General features: G+C 46.0%; 10 protein-coding genes and 1 pseudogene (1 of these 11 cut by a window edge). 3 read left to right on the forward strand and 8 right to left on the reverse strand.

The features are described from left to right. From QVP90_RS05305 to QVP90_RS05330, 6 genes and pseudogenes are all read right to left on the reverse strand, one after another. A pseudogene (locus tag QVP90_RS05305) lies at positions 1-1,699 on the reverse strand (glycoside hydrolase family 127 protein); it reaches 351 nt to the left of the window's first position. 61 nt (positions 1,700-1,760) lie between these two features. Next, positions 1,761-4,238 (reverse strand): alpha-L-arabinofuranosidase C-terminal domain-containing protein, encoded by a 2,478-nt coding sequence (locus QVP90_RS05310; RefSeq protein ID WP_021935857.1) that lies wholly within the window; start codon positions 4,236-4,238, stop codon positions 1,761-1,763. A 20-nt stretch (positions 4,239-4,258) separates the two neighbouring features. Continuing rightward, a complete protein-coding gene (locus tag QVP90_RS05315) occupies positions 4,259-6,211 on the reverse strand; it encodes a glycoside hydrolase family 97 protein (RefSeq protein ID WP_122282085.1) in 1,953 nt (650 codons plus the stop codon). 20 nt (positions 6,212-6,231) lie between these two features. After that, positions 6,232-7,770 (reverse strand): alpha-N-arabinofuranosidase, encoded by a 1,539-nt coding sequence (locus QVP90_RS05320; protein WP_007478267.1) that lies wholly within the window; start codon positions 7,768-7,770, stop codon positions 6,232-6,234. A 157-nt stretch (positions 7,771-7,927) separates the two neighbouring features. After that, complete coding sequence (locus QVP90_RS05325) at positions 7,928-9,952, reverse strand: alpha-L-arabinofuranosidase C-terminal domain-containing protein (RefSeq protein WP_021935858.1); 2,025 nt, start codon at positions 9,950-9,952, stop codon at positions 7,928-7,930. Positions 9,953-10,370: 418 nt separating this feature from the next. Beyond that, on the reverse strand, positions 10,371-12,701 hold the full coding sequence (locus QVP90_RS05330; RefSeq protein ID WP_021935859.1) for a beta-galactosidase: 2,331 nt from the start codon (positions 12,699-12,701) through the stop codon (positions 10,371-10,373). 189 nt (positions 12,702-12,890) lie between these two features. Between QVP90_RS05330 and QVP90_RS05335 the strand changes: the two genes are divergently transcribed. Next, positions 12,891-14,357 (forward strand): catalase, encoded by a 1,467-nt coding sequence (locus tag QVP90_RS05335; RefSeq protein ID WP_005924281.1) that lies wholly within the window; start codon positions 12,891-12,893, stop codon positions 14,355-14,357. Positions 14,358-14,454: 97 nt separating this feature from the next. Here the strand turns inward: QVP90_RS05335 and QVP90_RS05340 are convergent, their stop codons facing one another. Beyond that, positions 14,455-15,141 carry a potassium channel family protein gene (locus QVP90_RS05340; protein ID WP_005924284.1) on the reverse strand — a complete coding sequence of 229 codons (687 nt, stop codon included), beginning with the start codon at positions 15,139-15,141 and terminating at the stop codon, positions 14,455-14,457. Between the two features lie 87 nt (positions 15,142-15,228). After that, positions 15,229-17,064: a TrkH family potassium uptake protein gene (locus QVP90_RS05345; protein ID WP_005924287.1), complete on the reverse strand. Its 1,836-nt coding sequence runs from the start codon at positions 17,062-17,064 to the stop codon at positions 15,229-15,231. 264 nt (positions 17,065-17,328) lie between these two features. On the opposite strand from QVP90_RS05345, the gene QVP90_RS05350 reads away from it, so the two are divergent. Next, positions 17,329-18,696 carry a TrpB-like pyridoxal phosphate-dependent enzyme gene (locus tag QVP90_RS05350; RefSeq protein WP_021935860.1) on the forward strand — a complete coding sequence of 456 codons (1,368 nt, stop codon included), beginning with the start codon at positions 17,329-17,331 and terminating at the stop codon, positions 18,694-18,696. A 426-nt stretch (positions 18,697-19,122) separates the two neighbouring features. Next, positions 19,123-19,965 carry a deoxyribonuclease IV gene (gene nfo / locus QVP90_RS05355; protein WP_021935861.1) on the forward strand — a complete coding sequence of 281 codons (843 nt, stop codon included), beginning with the start codon at positions 19,123-19,125 and terminating at the stop codon, positions 19,963-19,965. Positions 19,966-20,123: the final 158 nt, after the last annotated feature.

Here is a 20,123-nt window from a genome sequence, read left to right on the forward strand (position 1 = left end):
AACCCCCCGCACCCCCCCCCCCGGCCACTCGTCCACGATCGGCCGCCACCTTCTCATTGGCTTTCACCAGACGGGGAAGCATGTCGAAATGAATCTCCACCACATCATTCTTTTTCCATTTACGGTTGATGGTGAGATAACCGTTGTGCAGTTCACCCTCTACTTCCTGCCCATTGACCATCACCCGATAAGCCGGTTGCTGATGATCGGCATACGCATACAAATCACTGGGAAGCACACTACCGCGCACCCATCCGGGAATGCGGACATTCATGCCGAAAGGTTGATTACCCTGTAGCACTTTCAAGCGAATGTCGCCCTTCCAGGGATAGGATGTCTCCTGCTCCAAAACCACTTTCTTGTCGTTCACCTTCAGTTCGGCACGATTGGAAAGGAAAAGATTGACATACACCTGACGGTCTTTAACCGCATAGACATAGCCGGGCAGAGAGGGGACGAAACGGCTGATATTGGAGGGACAACAGGCACAGCCGAACCACGGTTTGCGACTATACCCGCTATCCGAAGCCAACGGATTGGAATAGAAGAAAGAACCGCCGTCGAGCGATATACCGGAGATCAACCCGTTATAGAGAGTACGCTCGAGCACATCGAAATATTTGGCATCGCCATGAAGCAGGAAAAGACGATAATTCATATAAACACTGCCGATAGCCGCACAGGTTTCGCAATAGGCGGAAAGATTGGGCAGTTCGTAATTATCACCGAAAGCCTCTCCCTGATGACGGGCGCCGATACCACCGGTGATGTACATCTTCTTCGAAACAATATTGTCCCAAATCCGGTCGATGGCCTTGATGTAAGAGCTATCTCCCGTAATGGCAGCCACGTCTGCCATGCCAGAATACATATAAACAGCGCGTACGGCATGCCCCACAGCTTCATCCTGCTCGATGACCGGTTTATGCGCCTGGCTATAAGCATCTTTCCGGCCAGTGTATCCGCGTGCATCCAGAAAGAATTTAGCCTGATCGAGGTATTTACGGTCGCCCGTCACTAAATAAAGTTTCACCAGTGCCATTTCGGCAATCTGATGTCCGGGCACGAGTCTCTTCTGCTCCGGAGCATTCCCTATGGCCCGGCAGACACAATCGGCATACTTAATGGCAATATCGAGAAAATTCCGTTTACCGGTGGCTTGATAGTGGGCAATGGCACCCTCGATCATATGCCCCAAGTTATAGAACTCGTGGCTCAGATTTTCCACAGCCACCCAACGCTCCTTCCCTGCCCAGTCATGAGGATGTTTAGGATTCATCGTACGGGCGGTATACAAATATCCGTCCGGTTCTTGGGCAGTGGCTACAATAGCGAGAATACTATCGATGTATTTCTCCAACCGCTTGTCGGGATAGGTTTGCAGCGAATAGCTGGCACCCTCGATGGTTTTGTAAATATCTGTATCGTCAAACGAGAAACCCTCCACCTTATAGTCTTCGCTGGGATGGGCAGCTTTCTCAAAGTTTTTAATGCGTCCCGTCTCCTCCGACTTCCGGAAAGCCAACGGAATAGTAACCTCACGGCTGGTTTTCAGTCGCTGCCCCCAGAAATGATCCGTCACTTTTACCGAAGTAAAAGGAACAGGATCGATCGGATAGCCAGGATGTAGCGGCTCTTTCTGCGCAAAAACCGTTCCCACCGCCGTAAGAACCAATGATAATATAAATGTCTTTTTCATGATTTACATGCTATATATAAAGATTGTTTTTTATAAAGGTAATACCGGTATACGATAATTGTCACCGGTTACCGGTCGAATGAATACGTATCACAGTAAACGAATAGGCAGGCATCTCATAAGAGAAATTATTACCCGACAACTCGAAGCCGGAGGATACAGGCTTTGCCTGTTTATCTTTCGGATCGCCCGTGAGGACGGTCTTTATAGCCGAAGGATGAATCAATGCATCCCCGTCCAGCTCCACTTGCGAACGAACACTTACAGGAAGCAGGTTCACCAGTTTCACGATGATGTCAGCACTTTCATTCTCTTTCACAACCGATGCGCCGACGCGCTTTTTCACCGCCTCCTGCCGGTTGTCCAGATCGATAGCGGAAAACAGATACTCGTTACCGGAGTTTTGTCCGTACATCAACTGCGTATAATAGCCGACTGTCGGTTTCACCTCCGTATTATCGAAATAAATCAAGTCCGGACTCCACTGTGTATGTCTGTCCTTTGCCAAGAGCGGAGCGTAGGAGGTCATGGAAACGATGTCGCCATTGCGTTCCACCGCCGTTAGGTAGAGGGCTTCGGAAAGGGCGGTCTCTATGTTACTGGGACGGCCGGGCAGATGGGCGGCATATTCACCAAGATATACTCTCGACTTCGTACGATCGTAACGATCGTAGAAGTCCTGGTTATGGATCAGCCACCCCGGAGAGACGTAATAGTGCTCATCGACCATCGGCACATCCAATTTGGTGGCAAGAGCCCATCCCTCTTCGTAATCGGTGCCTTCATAAAACGGGCCGGTAGTGCCAATTACCGTTATCTCGGGATATTTCTCCTTTACGGCATTGAATATCATGGTAAAGCGTTCGGCAAAGATATCCGTGATCAGATCTTCATTGCCAATACCGATAAATTTCAGATTGAAAGGTCTCGGATGCCCGGCTTCGGCGCGCTTCCTGCCCCAAACCGTCTTTTTGGCATCGCCATTGGCATATTCTATCAGATCGAGCACATCCTGTACATAGGCTCCCATCTCTTCCATCGGAATGCCGCCCTGCTGTCCCATGCAGCCCAATTCACCTTTGGAATGGTGGCTGCATGTACCCGAATTCTGACAAGGAACCCCTGCCGCCAGTACAGGAACCGGCTCGGCACCTATATCTTCGCAAAACTGGAAATATTCGAAGTAACCTAAGCCGCGGGTCTGATGGTATCCCCAAAGGTTACGCATCGGCTTGCGGGCTTCCAACGGACCGATAGAGCCTTTCCAGTCGTATATATTACCGACCCCATCGCCATGAGCCACGCATCCTCCGGGAAAGCGCATGAAACGGGGATGCAGATCGGCCAATGTCTGTGCCAGATCGGCACGAAGTCCGTTCTTACGGCCTTTAAAAGTCTTTTGCGGAAAGAGGGAGATCATATCCAGCGCGTACTCTCCGGCAGCTTGCGGACAGATGGACAGAACGGCATCAACGGCATCGGCGGTTACAGTGAGCACAGCACGTTGCTGCTTCCACTCTTTGGAAGAGACGGAAACAACCGTTTGTGCAAGCTTCCTGCCCGCTCCGTCTACCAAGCCGACCTTTACCTTTCCCCCTTTGCCTTTCATTGCTTTCGAGAAAAGTGAAAAGTCGTATTTCTCTCCTTTCTTCACTACAATACCGTCAAAGCCGGCATTCTGCAAAGCGGCTCCCGGCTGCCGCACATCAAGCACGGCATAATGGGGATTATTGGGATGGATCGGGGCATCTGTCCGGATGTTCAATGTAGCACCATCGCCCTGCACACTCCACGAATGGGTGGAACTCCAGTTCCGGTCGTTTCCCCGATCGGTGGGAGCATATTCAAAATCACGGTTCTGAATCAGCTCGGCGTATAGTCCGCCATCGGCAGAATAGTTGATATCCTCAAAGAAAATACCGATGAGATGTTCACTGATAGGCTTGGCATCGTTCATCCGCACGCGTACGATAGCTTCCACCGGTTCCAATCCGGCGAAACGGACAGGGTCTTGTTCCATGCGTTCCTCATTCTGTATCTGGCGATATTTCTTATGATCGGCAAAACGAATCAGTCGTTCCACAGTAGCGTAAGAGGTCTTCTGCATCCATCCGTCCTCTTCCCTACCCTCTATCATCGTTTTCCGCTCTACAGTGGGAACGGGATCTGCCGGAGCATAAACCTGACAACTCCATTTCAAGAGGTCGGGCGAAACGGTATAAGCAAGGGTTTCTCCGGTCACGGTAGCTGCCCAAAGGCAATGCCACTTACCATCCTTCCGGCTTTGCAGCAATTGCGGACGAAACATTTTCTTTCCGCTTCCCCACGGGCCGAAATCGGATTTTAAATAATCGAAACCATCGGCCACCGGCAACCATTTCGTCCCGTCGATGCTCCAAGCAAACTTCAATCCACTCCCTCCGTCGACATGTGCATACGAAAAGAGAAATACCGAATCGGGCTCATTTTCTACTTTTGCCTGTGCAGGCATTGCTACTATCAGAAGCAGGCAAAAGTTTAAAAGGTTTGTCAATTTCATGGTATTATATACTAAATGTGTTATTTACTGACCCAAATGGCACCTCCCTGCGGCTGAATCACCACTTGAAGACTGCCGTCGTTCTTTATTTTCTGCGACTGCAATTGCGGTTGTTGCCGCTTGTCATCACCGTAGAAAGAGACCGTTTTTCCGGCCATCATCGGTAGATTCAGCTTCAACTTCAACGGCTCTTTAGTGGCGTTGATGGCAGCTACATACCAATGGTCGCCTTGGCGACGGGCCAGCACGACATATTTTCCCGGATATCCGTCGATGAAACGCGTTTCATCCCAAGTGGTAGGCACCTTTCTCAGAAAGTCGAGACAGAGTTGCGGAGCATCCGTCAAGTTATTCGGGGCAAGTGCAAAATTCTGAATCGGATTCTGAAATAAAACCGCTGTTGCCAACTGAAAAACATCAGTGGTACAACGAATGTTTCCTCCGTCGTTTCCTCTGTTCAACCGCTTATTGAGAAAACATCCGCCAAACTCCATACATCCCACCGTATTCCGGATAAAAGGATGCAGAGAAGCATTAAACGCCTCTTCGTCACAAAAGTGTTGCTGGAAGATCAGATTCTCCGAAGCCAGCACCGCTTCACTACCCACGTAATTGGGATACATGCGTTCCCATCCGCGGGGAAGCGTACAACCATGGAAGATGACCATCAATCCATGATCATCGGCATCACTGAGAATGTCTTCATAAAGACGCATCGTCTCCTGCTTGTCACCACCAAAGAAATCCACTTTAATGCCTTTCACTCCCAACTTTTGCATCCAGCGCATCTCCTGTTTGCGGATAATGGCATTATCCATCCGGTTGACAGGACTCTGCTCGATATCATTCCAATAGCCACTGGAACTGTACCAGAGAAATACCTCCACCCCTTTACTACGGGCATACCGGATGAGTTGTGCCATGCGGTCGTGGCCGATGTTCTTATCCCACCAATTATCAATAAGCACATATTCATATCCCATGGCAGCAGCGAGATCAACATATTTCACTTGGTCTTCATAATTTATACTGTCATCCTGCCAAAGTATCCAACTCCAGGTGCCACGCCCCATATTGTAATTGTGTTGTGTCTCATAAAGAGATTCTACCACGTCCCAAGGAACGGTAGTTTCTACAATCGGTCGTAGTGTCTCACCCACCGTAATCGTACGCCAAGGAGTAGAACCGGGTAAAGCAAAAGCGGGCGCAACCGTTCCGTTGCCATTATTTTCTTCGGGCATCGGAAAAGCGATGGTATACACACTTTCGTGAGCATCGCTCAGATGAGAAGCGCAATAGCGGCTATCCACTCCTGTTTCGCTGACCAGCACCCAGCCCTGCTCACCAATACGGAACAGACAAGGAAAGGTGTATCCGTGCCCGTACTGTGAACGTTCATTCATCGGTGCATCAACGCGATATTCTTCTTCATAACTGGGTTTGGTTCGTTTCCAGCCTATCATGGCATCGCTCTGGGGGCAAAGAAAAGTGGTAGTCTGTGGCGGGAAATGAAAACCGGTCTGCTCTTTGTTGACAACAACGCTCCCTTTTCCATTCTGCCGGGGCAAGGTATAGCGGAAAGCGACATCATTATTACCTACGCGGAACGTCACGCCGATCTTTTGTCCTTCTGCACTGGCAAATTCACAAGCCAGTTCATTGGCTTGGTAATGCACACGCGAAGTCTTGATACGCGATTGGTTATAAACCGTATCTATTTTCCGGACATCGTGTCCCGACCATTTCATCCCATCCGAGAAATTCCCGATATTCGTCTCCATCCCTAACGGAGAAGATTCCAACATCTGCCTTCCATCGTAAACGATCGAATATGAAACCGAACCTCCACCGGCAGGGCATGATACGGTTAACTTCAATTTCTCATCAGGGCTATCTATCGTCACATCCTGTGCAAGCAACGGCAATACCGAACCAGCCAATAAAGCCAAGCCTATAAAACGTCTTTTTATCATAGTATCCACTTTATACATTATTATTCAACTTCTAAAACTACAATAGATTTTGCCGGCAGTATAACCGATAGCCTGTCATCTTTTAGTTTTGTTCCCTTGAAGGGTTGGGGTTTCACTGCATCGGGCTGCTCAAAGGAATTATAAGCTTTCATATCTTTGGCGGTAAGTACCTCTCCGCTCACCGTCTTCACTTTATAGTCGCCGAGAGTCAAAATGACGTTCTGCTCTTTCTTCAGGTCTACATTCGCCAAAGAGACATGGATCTTTCCGTTTGCATCGCGTGAAGCAGAAGCGCTGACCATAGGAATGACACGACCGTCGCGTACCGTCTTTTGCTCGCACATCAGATCGAGCGGCAGATAAGTGGCATCCTGATGCGGCTGATACATTTTAAATACGTAATAAGTAGGAGTCAGTACCATTTGTCTGTCATTGGTAAGAATCATCGATTGCAACACGTTCACCACCTGTGCAATATTCGCCATTTTAAGGCGATCGGCATATTTATGGAATACGTTCAGTGACAGAGCAGCCACAAATGCATCGCGCAGCGTATTCTGTTGATAAAGGTGTCCGCGAACGGTTCCCGGTTCTTCATCCCACCAAGTGCCCCACTCATCGAGCATCAGGGCTACATTTTTCTGGCGGTCGTAACGGTCCATAATGGTAATATGTTTTTTCAGGACATCTTCCACTTCCAGACATTTACCCATCGTCCAGTAATAATCCTCATCGGTAAACTTCGTTGCCGCTCCTTTGCTGCCACTCCAACCGGTCACGGTGTAATAATGCAATGAAAGACCGTTCATACGTCCGCCTACATTCTTCATTAACACCTCTGTCCAGTTATAATCGTAATCACTCGCTCCACTGGCTATTTTATAAAGGCGGTTACCGTCATAATTGCGGCAATAGGTGGAATAACGGCGATACAAATCGGCATAATACTCCGGACGCATGCTTCCGCCGCATCCCCAACTCTCATTGCCCACACCGAGGTATTTCACCTTCCATGCCTTATCGCGTCCGTTCTTGCGACGCAGGTTGGCCATCGGGCTATCACCGTCGGAAGTCATATATTCCACCCACTTGGCCAGTTCCTCTACGGTGCCACTACCTACGTTTCCACTGATATAAGGCTCGCATCCAAGCAGTTCGCAAAGATTCAGGAACTCGTGCGTGCCAAAGCTGTTGTCCTCGATCGTACCGCCCCAGTTATTGTTCACCATCTTCGGACGGTCTGCCTTCGGGCCGATGCCGTCCATCCAGTGATATTCATCGGCAAAGCAACCGCCCGGCCAGCGAAGAATAGGCACTTTCAAGTCCTTCAAAGCATTGAGAACATCCGTCCGATAACCGTTGATATTGGGGATTTGGGAGTCCTCGCCTACCCAAAGGCCACCATAGATACAAGTACCGAGATGCTCGGCAAACTGTCCGTAAATATTTTTATCGATCACCGTAGTTCCCTGTTCAGGATGAATGCGGATAATCGTTTCCTGCTGCGCAGGAACAGTAGTAGAGGCCAACAATAAAAGGCCCGTCAAGAGGTTTTTCATGATAGAAAGAATTTATTATTAGTAGATTAACCTCCACTCGATATAAGAATGATGCTACATAGCTTCTCTTCCTCCTTCGGGAAGGAGAAGAAACCACGCGGAATAAAAATTATATTGAACTTAGGTTAGATCGGTGATTTATGTTGTTTTTATCGTTTTACCTGATCCGGTAGACGTTGAATGATTGAGGGGCAATCTCCAATTGCAAATGGTTACCGTCCATGTTAAGCGGGCGGACATGGGGAACGATCCGTTCCGGTTCACCCAACACGTTCTTCGCTTTCAGGTCATCGGATGCAAGGTATATGTGTGTACCTCCGGACAAGACGCGTTTCTTCAGGCCATCGACAGCGAAAGATAGCGACTGAGACGTCTCGCTACGGTTGACAACTTTCAGGATAATTTCCTTCGTTTTGTCATCCCAAACGGCCGAAGCATACAATACTCCCTCCGTTTTGCCTTTCAGCGTAACGGGAAGTATATGCGTGCCTGCATTCATGCCATAGAGTTGCTGCACATAATAATTGGGAGTACGCACCATCTGCAGGTTATCATACCAGATGAGGTCGGGATTCCACTGCCAGGCATCTACATGCGCAAACAACGGGGCATAAGTAGCCATATGGACAACGTCTGCGTTACGTTCCAGCCCCGTCATAAAGGCTGCCTCGGAAAGGGCTGTTAGGAAGTTATTATCTTTCTTTGTAGTATGATCGTGCGAAGCATACTCTCCGGCAAAAACTTTCGGACCTTTGCGATCGTAGTTATCGTAACGATGTGCATTGGCAAAGAACCATTCAGGCTCCATATAGTAATGCTCGTCCACAAGGTCCACACCAATGCGTTTCATTTCCGGCCAAAGATAATCGAAATGCTCGCCGTCGGCACTGGGACCGGAGCTTCCCACTATCTTCACATCGGGATAACGGGCACGGATGGCCTTTACAAACATCTCCAAGCGTTCGGGATAAACAGATCCCCACTGTTCATTGCCTATACCGATAAACTTGAGATGAAAAGGTTCGGGATGTCCCATATCTGCACGGATCTTCCCCCAGACGGAAGTGACAGGGCCATTTGCAAACTCAATCAGGTCGAGGGCATCGTCGATGTAAGGTTGCAGGCTGTCCAGTAGCACCACTTCGTTACTCTCGTATTGGCAGGAAAGCCCGCAACTCAATATCGGGAGCGGTTCTGCCCCGAGGTCTTCACTCAACAGGAAATATTCGAAAAAGCCCAGACCGTAGGACTGGAAATAATCGGGAAAAGCCTTGTGCTTAAATGTATAATTCCAACGGTTTTCATTCGACGGACGGTTCTCTACCGGCCCCACGGTATTTTTCCATTGGTAACGGGTAGCCAGTGAATTACCCTCTACAATACAACCGCCGGGAAAGCGGAAAACTCCCGGATTCAAATCGTAAAGCGCCTGAGCCAGATCCTTGCGAAGCCCGTTTTCGCGACCTTTCCATGTATCGGCAGGGAAAAGGGAGATGTGATCCATATCCACCGTACCCCGGTTTTTCAGCACGATGCGTAAACGGGAATGGGTATCTGTAAAAGGAGATGTCAGTCGGGCAGTAATCTTTTGCCATTCGTTTCCCCGTATTTTGATATCCTTTTTTAGCGGGTTCTCTCCTCCCCGGTTCACCAGCTCCACAGAGAGTGTCATCGGTTTGTCGTCCCGGCTACGCACATAGGCCGAAAAGCAATATTCCCTGCCCTCCTTCAATCCGATGCCACGGAAACCTTCGTTGTCCAGTCCGGCACGAAGCAAGCGGCCATCATTCGTAATAGATACATAATGTGGATTACGGTCGAAACAAGGCCTATCGGTTTTCACCTCTACCTGTCCGAAAGGCACCCATCCCACTAAAGGTTGCGGAAATTCAAAAGAGCGATTCTTGATAAGTTCAGCATACAGCCCACCATCGGCTCCAAAATTAATATCTTCAAAAAAGACACCATACATAGTAGACTGTATAGGAGCACCGAGACGCGAAGCATCGATCTCCAAACTCGCCACATCAACATCTCCGGTGGAAGGGACTCCGCTTCTCTCCTGTGTCCGATTCTTTTCTTGCCCATCGGCAACTAACTCTTTTTCTGTAAAAGCCCGGCCATTGAGCACAGGCAAAATTAACAATATTAACAGGACTTTTATCTTCCTCATATTTTTCATGATATTATTAAAACTGCCTCAAAAATAGGTATTTTGCTTCTGTCAATGTTCTATTAATAAATCAAAAAAGGAAAATTATCAGTCAAAAGAAGGAATTATACTGCCATTTCCTGTTTTTTTAAGCAGAAAAGTGGTATAACGAACCAATTCGTCCAAATATCAATGCAACAACCGATACCCGAAATAAAAATACGATCAAAAATCGATGCATTGATTTATTCAAGAATCAATACAGCGGTTTATTATCGATGAAAAACAAAACAGCGATGATACGAAAAGTAAAAATGAAAGATGCATTGCAATTGAATAATTTGCCAATTTGCCAATGCGCCAATGTGCCAATTGGCTGTGCTACCATTCCGCGCAGCTAATTGACACATTGGCGCATTGGCATATTGGCAAATTATCTAATTATTTATCAATACTTAAAGTCTGTCGGCTTCACATAGATACGATATTCCTTAATCATTCCCGGATACCCTTTTTCGGCACGGGGCAGATAACGGAAACCTGTGAGCGTTTGCTCTTTATCCAAATCGATAACCAGTTGATGAGGATAGGCCACATTATCCACTGTCATCCAGAAAGTAGATTCCTGAAGATCGAAAATTTTATCGGCCGTACGATTTCCACTGCGGGTTTCTTCACTGTCGGCATACCGGATTTTCCAATGCTCGCGGGAAACCGGTTTACCATCATCACCCAAGACATCGAACTCTGCAATAGCGACTATATTATCCCCGGCCTGTGGAGAAAGAGCTTCCAGACAGAAATAACGTCCTTTCACCGGATTGGCAAAATGTACCTCCTGCCAGCCGTTACCCGGAATGAAAGCACCTTTATGAACGGGAGTTTCGGCTGAAAGATTCAAATGTTCACCCTCTTTGCGGTGAGTTTCGGGAGCTTTTTCGCGCAGTACATCGAGAATTGGCTTCTTCAATCCCTTTACCATAGCTTTCTCAGGACCTTTCAAGTCGAGAACGATAATCTCATTCACTCCCTTTTTCAGCCAGCAACCCGGCATAAAGAGCGTCTGCTGCGGACCGATTTCCCAAAAACGCCCCATCGCATGGCCGTTCACCCACACCATACCTTTGCCCCAGGTACTCATATCGAGGAACGTATCATCCGTTTTCGAAAGTTTGAAAGTCGCTTTATAGTAAGCGGGCATCGTCTGCTTGCCACCCGAAACGTACTGCTTATTGCTCGCAAAAGCATAATCGACCGGCAGATTATACACCTGCCAATTCTTTACTATTTGCTTATTACCGTCCGTAGCCGCCAGCACCACACTCTCCGTGATACCTTTACGGTCGTGAATGGACTTATCGAAATTAACACGTCCCATAGCTTCTACCAGAATATCGAGCTGGGTACCCTTTTTCAAAGCAGGCAATGTAACGGTAAATTCTCCTTTCCGGCGATCCAGACGCGCCAACAGGGTATTGTTGGCAAAGACTTGCGCCCAATCGTGCACTTCGGTGATTTCGAGCACTGTTCCGGCTTTTACATCCTGTGGCAAAACAGTGCGGTAGAGGATACTTCCCCAACCCTGATCGAATTGTTCCATCGGCTGAATATCTATTGCCTGTTTTGCTACGGGCAGATTGCTGAATAAAGGAGCCACCTGCGTGAATTTGATCTCTGGAATTTCCATTACCGGCAGAGCTTCGGGAATAGTCGGCAAAGACTGTCCGGCAGGCAGACAACCCTTCAATAAATCACGAAGCAGGAAATATTTCTCAGTAGCCCATCCGGCTTCACTAATCGGGGCATCATAATCATAAGAGCTGCACATGGCAGAATAGGCAGGATTATTGGCTCCTCCCCAGTGTCCGAACGTGGTACCTCCATGAGTCATATACAGGCTGAACGAAATATTACGGTCGAGCATATCTTTCAATCCCTGCACCATATCCTTGGCCGGACGTGTTTCGTGTTTACGCCCCCAATGATCGAACCATCCGCTCCAAAACTCGCTGCACATCAACGGCGTTTCCGGACGCAGTTCCTTTAGTTTCTTAAATTGCTGGTCTATGTTGGCTCCTGTTCCGAAGTTGACCGTCCACAGCAAATCATCCAAAGCATTGTTGGTGAAATTACTGCTCCAATCGCACTGAAACAAAGGTACTTCCGTGAAACCGGCATCACGCACCATATCGCGAATGGCAGAAACGTAAGGCTTATCCGTGCCATACGAACCGTATTCATTCTCTACCTGCACCATGATAATATTACCGCCACGAGTAATCTGCAAAGGGACAAGCTGTTCACCCACCTTTTTCATAAAGATTCCCACGCGCTCCATATAATAAGGGTCGAGCGTACGCAAAGCAATGTCTTTTTTCTTCAACAACCACCACGGCAGTCCACCCATCTCCCACTCCGCACACACATAGGGGCCGGGACGCACTATGACATACATTCCATGTTTCTGTGCCAGACGACAGAAAGCAGCTATATCGTTCTGACCGGTAAAATCGAATTGTCCCTCTTCCTGTTCATGAATATTCCAAAATACATACAAGCAAATAGTATTCATCCCTAATGCTTTACACATTTTGATCCTATGCTCCCAATAAGGTTGTGGAATACGTGTATAATGCAGCTCGGCCGCTTTTACAATGAAAGGTTCTCCATTCAGTAAAAAAGTCTTTTTTCCGACTTCAAAAGTTTTAAATTGCTGAGCCTGTCCCGGAAGTGCCAGGCATGTACAAAACAGTAACAGATAAATAATTTTGTTCTTCATGTTTATTTCATTCTTTATTCTGCTACAAAATTAAAGCAATATGATAAAACCAAGGGTATAATTATAAGTCAAAAAAGATACAATTATCAGTCATTTTATCTTTTTCCCATAGAATTGTTTATAAAACAACCAACAAAATCTTCGTTCTCTTTGTTATATTAAAAGTAATCCATTAAAATATCTAAAATTATGGAAGAGAAAAAACTAACATCTGCCAACGGTCGTCCCATTGCCGACAACCAGAATTCACAGACAGCAGGCCCTCGTGGCCCGATCACCTTGCAAGATCCGTGGTTAATTGAAAAACTGGCTCATTTCGATCGGGAAGTAATCCCCGAAAGACGTATGCATGCCAAAGGTTCCGGTGCTTACGGAACATTTACCGTCACACATGACATTACAAAGTATACTCGTGCAGCCATTTTCAGTGAAGTCGGAAAAAAGACAGAATGTTTTGTACGTTTCTCTACCGTAGCCGGAGAACGCGGAGCGGCCGATGCAGAAAGAGATATCCGAGGTTTTGCCATGAAATTTTATACAGAAGAAGGAAATTGGGACCTGGTAGGAAACAACACCCCCGTATTCTTTCTTCGTGACCCGCTAAAATTTCCCGACCTAAACCATGCCATTAAACGCGATCCGAAAACAAATATGCGTAGCCCTAACAGTAATTGGGATTTCTGGACACTGCTTCCCGAAGCATTGCATCAAGTCACCATCACCATGAGCCCGCGCGGTATTCCTTATTCTTACCGTCATATGCACGGATTCGGCAGCCACACTTACAGTTTCTATAATGCAGAGAACAAACGTACCTGGGTAAAATTCCACCTTCGTACCTTGCAAGGTATTAAAAATCTGACAGATCAGGAAGCAGAGGCGATCGTAGCTAAAGACCGTGAATCTCACCAACGAGACCTTTTCGAAAGTATCGAGAAAGGTGATTTCCCGAAATGGCTGTTCCAAATCCAAATAATGACGGAGGAGGAAGCTGATAATTATCGTATCAATCCATTCGACTTGACAAAAGTATGGCCGCATAAAGACTTTCCCTTGCAAGACGTAGGTATACTCGAACTGAACCGCAATCCAGAGAACTACTTTGCCGAAGTGGAACAATCCGCATTCAACCCGATGAATATCGTAGAAGGAATAGGCTTCTCTCCGGACAAAATGTTACAAGGACGTCTCTTCTCCTATGGAGATGCCCAGCGTTATCGTCTCGGCGTGAATTCCGAACAGATACCGGTGAACAAACCACGCTGTCCGTTCCACGCTTACCATCGTGATGGATCGATGCGGGTAGATGGCAATTATGGCGCAACCAAAGGTTATGAACCCAATAGTTACGGTGAATGGAAAGATTCTCCGGAAAAGAAAGAACCGCCCTTGAAAGTTCACGGTGACATCTATAACTATAACGAACGGGAATATGACGATGATTACTACAGTCAACCGGGCGACCTTTTCCGATTGATGCCGGCAGACGAACAGCAATTACTCTTCGAAAACACGGCTCGTGCCATGGGTGATTCCGAACTATTCATCAAGCAACGCCATGTACGCAACTGCTATAAGGCCGATCCTGCTTATGGCACAGGTGTTGCCAAAGCATTAGGCATCAACTTGGAAGAAGCTTTGAAAGCCGACAGATAAAGTCAAAATTAAAGTGTATACTCTTGTCATACAAAAGTATACACTTTTGTATAGTAAAACTATATACTCTTACCATATAAGAGTATATAGTTTTAAATTATAAAGCTTTCCACAATTTCTGGAAGTCTTTGTATTTACCGTAACACACCAGTTCATCCCCTTCCTGTATCTTATCATTCTCCGGTAATTCATTTACAATCTTACTATCAGTCAACGATATACCAAGACAATTTTCTATTTTTTCCGCACGCTTCAAGCCTATGATCTTCAAATGAAACTCTTCGTTCAGCTTCAACTCATTCACAAAATAGCCGATAAATTTTTCCGGAACACGGAACTTGACGATATAATACTCTGCATCTATCCGGAAAACTTCCATGGAAGTACCAAAATCAAACAGACGAACCAAGCTACGGGCCGCATCTTCTTCCGGTGTCAGAATCTTATCCAAACTGAAAGCTTCCAGAACTGCTTTATGTACATTATCAATGGCGCGCGCATAGATATGCTGCACTTTTTTTTGCTTCAACAAAGCCACCACGCGGATAGAAGCACCAAAATTTTCACCAATCGCCACAATCACCACATCCACACTGTTCAATGGAAGTACACTCAATGACTGCTCGTCCGTAGCATCGATCACAAAAGCCGTAGCCACTTTATCCTTAATGCTGTCTACACGACTCTCACTAATATCCGCCCCTATCACTTCATGCCCCAAAGCAGAAAATTCTTCTGCCAACACATGCCCATAATTTCCTAAGCCAATAATAATGTATTTCATATCCTCCTATTTTTTCAATTAACCACTGCCTTCGTCTGCACATGACGTTTTTCCCATTATTGCGCAGCCAGTCGGCACATTGGCATATTAGTTAATTATTATATCATCACTCGGATAACGATATTTCGTATTCTTTTTCTGTTTCACAATTCCTAACATCAAGGTTATCAACCCTACACGCCCCACAAACATCAACAAAGCCACCAACAATTTGCTTTCATCGCGAAGCAGAGGAGTAGCGTTCAAACTCGAACCAACCGTGCTTAGCGCAGACACACACTCAAACGTAAGTGTCATGACCGACATTTTCGGTTCTAATATACTCAATACGAAAATAAACAAGAACAATACCCCGAGAGACATCACCACCGTTGCATTGGAACGCCGGATAGAATCGTGGGAAAGTTCGCGCCCGAACACCTCGACACGTTCCGTTCCGCGTAGAACAGCTATTAAATTGAGAACCACAACTGCAAAAGCGTTCACCTTGACACCGCCGGCAGTGGATTGAGCCGCACCGCCAATCCACATTAGAAATATATAAATCAATATAGTCTGCACACTCAAGCTCGTTAAGTCCACACTACTGAATCCTGCTGTTCGCGGACAAGTGGCATTGAAAAAAGCCTGTGTCCATTTGTCGGCTACGGACATTCCGGCAAAAGAACCGTTCCATTCGAAAGCAGCAACCGCCAATGTGCCCAATACTAACAATAATAAAGTCACAATCAGCACAATCTTCGTATTCAGGTTGTACAAATGTTGTTTTTTATGCCTGTCAAGCTTCAGAGTACGCACAAATTTCCAGAAACGACGTAAATGATAGAGTACTATATCTTTGAAATTCACCAGAATAGGAAATCCGATTCCTCCTAAAATAATCAATAAAGAAACTGAAATATAAAGAGAATTGTGCCCGGTCATCACCATCGGATTGCCTAAATTTCCGGGAAGCGTAGAAAAGCCCGCATTACAAAAAGCGGAAATGGAATGAAAAGCCGAGAATGCCAGTTCTTCCTCCAGACTCATCCCCAACGTGCCGTGTATACCCAGCCAGATAGATACCATTCCTGCACCTTCTATCACCATGGTAAAACCTAAAATATAAAGTAAAGTAGACAGTAAAGATCCCAGAGAATTGGAACTTACCATATCACGCACTACCAATTGATTATACAACGAGGTATTTCCCATGAAGAACATCGCAAAGAAACTGGTCAATGTCATGACTCCCAAACCTCCGACCTGAATCAAGAGAATAATGACCGTCAGCCCCATCGGCGTAAACGTTGCCGATACATCCACGGGCACTAAGCCTGTTACACATACGGCGCTTGTCGAAGTAAACAAGGCATCCACCCACGACAATACGACCCCTTCTACTGTGCAACGAGGCAATAACAACAATCCCGTACCAATCAGAATTATTACGAAGAAACTCACTGCAAGAATCAATGACGGATTGGTTCTCCGCCCCAGCAAACGTACCAGTCCGTTTGATAAATTAAGAAAAGAAAAAAGAAGCAAAAGAGGAATATGATAAAGTTTGCTACCCAAAAAATCCCATACATACAAAATGGCTCCCTCTTCATCGGGACGATGGAATATAACGGGAACTAACGTCAGATAAAGTAGCCAACTCAATATCCACGCCAACTTCCGGAAGTTTTTCTTTGTTCCTTTATATTCAAGAAAAATATGTAATGTAACATCTATCAGGAAGATGATCCATACCGCTTTATACAAAATTTTCAGATGCGAAATATCGGTTGCAGAAAGAGGAAAACCATGTTCATAAACCACACCCACAATCAAAAGTAAAGAAGCCATGTAAGTAAGAACCGCCATCATCCTAAGCAAAATACGTACATAGGGTTGTAGTAGTTTATTTTGATACAGTAGTATTTTATGATAAATCTTCATAATCAATAATGTGTTAATGTGCCAACATACCCATATACCAACCGGCTATACAAAATAATGTACCCATGCATTCACTTTCCAATTCGTGCACAATTAAGTTATCCCATGGAATCCGGGTCATTAACAGATTGCCGCATTGACACATTATTTCAGTTGCAAACTTAAACAAAATAACAATTAATTCTATTCTTTGTTGCGTATTTAATCACCGTATTAAAAATTATGTTTATTTTTGGCAACTAAAATATCAAAAACCACAATATTATGAGTAATAAAACTAAAAGGTATATACTACCCGAAGATGAAATTCCACGCTATTGGTACAACATTCAGGCTGACATGGTAACCAAACCGATGCCTCCCTTACATCCCGGTACCAAACAACCTCTGAAAGCCGAAGATCTTTACCCGATATTTGCAGAAGAACTCTGCCGCCAGGAATTAAACCAGACAGATAAATGGATCGAGATTCCCGAGGAAGTGCGCGAAATGTACAAATATTATCGCAGTACTCCTTTGGTACGCGCTTACGGACTGGAGAAAGCACTGGGTACTCCGGCACATATTTATTTCAAGAACGAAAGTGTAAGCCCGATGGGATCGCACAAACTGAATTCTGCCATTCCGCAAGCTTATTACTGCAAAAAAGAAGGTGTGACAAACGTTACAACAGAAACCGGAGCCGGACAATGGGGTGCGTCACTGGCATATGCCGCTAAACTTTTCGGACTGGAAGCGGCCGTATATCAAGTAAAGATCAGCTATGAGCAAAAACCATACCGCCGCAGCATTATGCAGACATTCGGCGCACAGGTTACCCCTTCCCCCTCCATGTCTACCCGCGCAGGAAAAGATATACTGACCGCCCATCCGAACTATCAAGGTTCATTAGGTACCGCCATTTCCGAAGCGATCGAGCTGGCACAAACAACTCCGAACTGCAAGTATACCCTCGGCTCGGTGCTCAGTCATGTGGCTTTACATCAAACCGTCATCGGACTGGAAGCTGAAAAGCAAATGGAGATGGCCGGAGAATACCCCGACATGGTGATTGCCTGTTTTGGAGGTGGTTCCAACTTCGGCGGAATTTCTTTCCCCTTTATACGTCACAACATCCTTGAAGGAAAAAAGACACGTTTTATCGCAGCAGAACCGGCTTCTTGTCCGAAACTGACACGCGGAAAATTCCAATACGACTTTGGAGATGAAGCAGGGTATACCCCCTTATTGCCCATGTTCACTTTAGGCCACAATTTTGCTCCGGCAAATATCCATGCAGGCGGCCTTCGCTATCATGGTGCAGGTGTCATCGTTTCTCAGTTGTTGAAAGACGGACTAATGGAAGCGGTAGATATCAAGCAGCTCGAATCTTTCGAAGCCGGTTGCCTTTTCGCACAGGCCGAAGGTATCATTCCCGCTCCCGAATCCTGCCATGCCATTGCCGCTACCATCCGTGAAGCCAACAAATGTAAGGAGACCGGAGAAGAGAAAGTTATCTTATTCAATCTTTCCGGTCACGGTCTCATCGATATGGCATCGTATGATAAATACCTGGCAGGAGACTTGATGAACTACTCGCTCAGTGACGAGGATATTCAAAAGAATCTGGATGAAATAGGTAATCTGGCATAAAGTTTTCAATTATCGCTCTATTTATAATCCCCTCTCTTGCCATCAACAAAAAAGCGAGAAAGGGGATTCATATTTTCACATGAATATCCGTACAACCCAGTGGAGTACCTGTATCTTTCCCACATATCACAGGTTTCAAATTCCTTGCCGATCCGTGGCATAACCAAAATTTCTTCTTGGTCTGCATGAAAGAAACATTTATGGGTTACTCCTTGTTGTATCAACGGGAATTTATCTATCTTTGTAAACCAAACCAAGTGCTTGAAAAAGCTATGATAAACCCCATTAAAGAAGGAACGGATCAATGAAAAAGGATACCTTATCCCATACATCGCCGATGGAAGGACACTCGTTAAAGTCGGAGTCAACTTCTCACAAAAAGAACGTAATATAGAACATTGGATTATAGAATAAAAAAGAAACTTCATGAAATATATCGGAGCACATGTCAGTGCATCGGGTGGTGTGGAAAGCGCTCCCGTCAATGCACACAAAATAGGCGCAAATGCCTTTGCACTTTTCACCAAGAACCAACGCCAATGGGTAAGTAAGCCATTGACGGAAGAGAGTATACGACTTTTTAAAGAGAACTGTGCCAAGTATAATTTCCAACCGGAATACATCCTTCCGCACGACAGTTACCTGATCAACCTCGGACATCCGGAACCGGAGGGATTGGAGAAAAGCCGCGCTGCCTTTTTGGACGAAATGCAACGTTGCGAACAGTTAGGACTGAAATTGTTAAATTTCCATCCCGGCAGTCATCTGAACAAAATTTCTGTAGAAGATTGCCTTAGCCTCATCGCGGAAAGTATCAACATCGCTTTAGAAAAAACGAAAGGGGTGACGGCGGTCATCGAGAACACCGCCGGGCAAGGCAGTAATCTCGGTAATGAGTTCTGGCATTTAAAGTACATCATCGACCGTGTGGAAGATAAAACCCGCGTAGGGGTCTGCTTGGATACCTGCCATACTTTTACTGCCGGCTATGACCTGTTGGAAGATTATGAAAGGGTTTTCAATGAGTTTGAAGAAGTAGTCGGCTTTCAATATCTTCGCGCCATGCACCTCAATGACTCGAAGAAAGCATTGGGTAGCCGCGTGGACCGCCACGACAGCATCGGAAAAGGTTTTATCGGATTCCCTTTCTTTGAGAAATTGATGCGTGACCCACGTTTCGACAATATGCCGCTTATACTTGAGACGATAGACGAAACATTATGGCCACAGGAAATTGCATGGTTAAGAGAGCAGTCGGAATCCAAATAAAGTTTCATTCGACAAATGTACAATTGCAAAAGGAATAACTCGAAAGCCCAATACGATGTAACCGGCAGTGGAATGAAATGCAATTGATAATAGAAACGTAATTGGATTAAAAAAGACGTAGCAACTTCTCGCAAAAGACTTCCGTCTTTCACTAAAAG

Source organism: Bacteroides sp. CAG:189, assembly GCF_000432295.1.
Taxonomy (GTDB): Bacteria; Bacteroidota; Bacteroidia; order Bacteroidales; family Bacteroidaceae; genus Bacteroides; species Bacteroides salyersiae.